Below are 2,373 nucleotides of genomic sequence, written 5' to 3' on the forward strand. Positions count from 1 at the left end.
GGCGACGACCGCGAGCGGCGCCAGCGCCACCACGCCGAGCAGCCGGGAGCGCCGGCCCCGCCCGGGTGCGTCGCGCAGGAAGAAGAACTGTGCCACCAGGAACAGCGCCGGCCCGCCGAACGCGAGCACGAGGAAGCCGGGCGTACCGGCGTCGTCCGGATGGGCGATCGTCAGCTCGTCACCGACCGCGATCCCGATCAGCGCGAGCACGGCGAGGGTCAGCGTCCAGGTGCCCCGCCAGCCGACCACCCCGGCGTTGCCGGCGGTCTCCGCCGCCTCGAACCCGATCCGCTCGGCCCGCCGGAAGTAGCACCACCACAGCGCGACGGAGCCGGTGAAGCCGACCACCAGGGCGAGCAGGCGCGCGAGCGTGAACGGCGCGTCGCTGAACGCGCGGCCGGTGGTCAGCACGGTCTCGCCGAGGGCGATGAGGAAGAACAGCCGGAAACGCTCGATCAGGTGCGGGCCGGCGATCTCGGTGTGCCCGAGGTCGATGCGCCGGCCCGGGCCCGGCAACCAGTGCAGGCTCCACGCGCCGGCGTGCAGGCCGAGCACGGCGACGCCCCAGAGCACCAGGCGCGCGTCGCCACCCACGGCGGCGCCGGCCGCCAGAAGCACACCCAGGAGCAGTTCCCAGACCGCGACGTGGACGAAGTGCCCGCCCAGCGACCGGCCGCGCAGCGCCACCATCAGGAAGGTGGTGCGTCCGAACTGCAGGAGCAGATAGCCGGTGACGAACAGCCAGGCGCGGCCGTCGAACGCCTCGGCGATCGCGCCGGACATGAGCAGGCTGGCGAACATCATGCCGACCAGCAGCAGCCGCACCGGCGGGCGCTCCGGCTCCAGCCAGTTGGTGCCCCAGGCCGTCATGTACCAGGCGTAGACGACCGCGAGGCCGAGGACGACCGTCTCGGCGCCGGTACGCAGGTCGACGTGGGCGAGCAGGTGGTGCGAGAGCTGCCCGATCGCGAAGACGTAGACGAGGTCGAAGAAGAGTTCGAGCGGGGTGACGACCCGCTCGGCGCCGGGCCGGCGGGACACCGCCGCCCTCATCGCCGCCGGTCCCGGTCGGCTCGAATGCCCCGGTCGCCCACCCGGGTAGCGCTGCCGACGCCGCCCTCCATGCCGATCACGCTATCCGCCCACACGGGTGGCGGAGCACGATCCGCACCAGGTCGGCAACCTGGCGGCGAGCCGGTCACGCCGGCGGGTGGTCCGCCTCGAACCGCTCCCGGGTCAGGAACGCCAACTGCGCCCGCTTGTCCGGCATGTCGATCTCGGACGCGAACGTGAAACCCTCGGTCCGCAGCCGGCGCAGCGCGGCCTCGTTGCGCACGTCCGGCTCGACCACGATGCGACGCGCGGCCGGATCCCGCAGCAGGAACCGGGCCAGGGCCGGTCCGACGGCCGTGGTGAGTCCGCGCGCGTATCGCCGGGGCGGGTTGAGCAACAGGTGCATCCCGACGTCCCCGGGCCGGACCGGGTACCGCTCACCGACCGGGTCCGCCTCCGGCCGGTAGGTCTGGAACAGGCCGACCGGTTCACCGTTCAGCGTGATCAGGTACGCGTGGTGGGTCGCCAGCCCGTCGAGGAACGTGTAGACCTCGCGGACGTCGTCGAGCGTGTGCGCGCCCATCCCCCAGAACGCGTTGCGGGGCAGCGTGACCCAGCCGTGCAGCAGCGCGGCGTGCCGGTCGGGGCGCACCGGCTCCAGCGCCAGCTCGCCGAGGTCGGGGATCTGTTCCTGGTAGGTCACTGTCGTCTCGTCCTTCGTCGGGGACCCGGCGGGCGCCGGAGCCAGCGGTCCGGTGGGCAGCGGGATCAGGTCGCCGGCCGCCCAGTGGCGTAGTTGGTCGGTGAAGTGCCTGTCGCCGGGGACGCCGGAGGCGCCGAACGGGACGGCCCAGCCGCCGGCGGCCCGGTCGGTCAGGTCCCACACGTAGCGGGCCGCCGGCCCGCGCCAGCAGGCGTCGGAGACGCCGGGGACGCTGGAGGTGGCCAGCACGCAGTCGGTGTCGCCGGCGAGCGCCACCGACCGCCGCATCGCCGCGACGGCGGCCGAGGTCTGCGCGGCGACGCCCAGGTGCACCGGGTGCAGCAGGTGCCGGCGGCCCCACGGTTCGGGCGGCGGGCCGGCGGCCACGTCGGCCAGCGCGGCGGCGGCCAGCGGCAGGACGTCGACGCCCAGGTCGGTGTGCCGGTCGACCAGGTGGTCCAGCGCCAGGCCGATCCGCACCGCCGGGTCGGTCCAGGGCGCGAACAGCTCGTCGTACCCGGACGGCGCGGCCAGTGGCCGCAACCGTGGGTGCGCGCGCAACCGGCGGGCGAGCGCGGCGCGCCAGATCGGAAGAGCACACGTCTGAACTCCAGTCA

At 74.4% G+C, this 2,373-nt stretch carries 2 protein-coding genes and 1 pseudogene; all 3 read right to left on the bottom strand.

The window, feature by feature from the left end:
• Nucleotides 1-1,053: low temperature requirement protein A (locus tag HUW36_RS31075; RefSeq protein ID WP_174531342.1), on the bottom strand; the 1,053-nt coding region annotated here is incomplete at its 3' end.
• Nucleotides 1,054-1,198: 145 nt separating this feature from the next.
• Nucleotides 1,199-1,756: a GNAT family N-acetyltransferase gene (locus tag HUW36_RS34190; protein WP_217428909.1), complete on the bottom strand. Its 558-nt coding sequence runs from the start codon at nucleotides 1,754-1,756 to the stop codon at nucleotides 1,199-1,201.
• 108 nt (nucleotides 1,757-1,864) lie between these two features.
• A pseudogene (locus tag HUW36_RS34700) lies at nucleotides 1,865-2,236 on the bottom strand (penicillin acylase family protein); the annotation flags it as partial.
• Nucleotides 2,237-2,373: the final 137 nt, after the last annotated feature.

Source organism: Micromonospora maritima (assembly GCF_902825405.1).
In the GTDB taxonomy this organism is placed as follows: Bacteria; Actinomycetota; Actinomycetes; order Mycobacteriales; family Micromonosporaceae; genus Micromonospora; species Micromonospora maritima.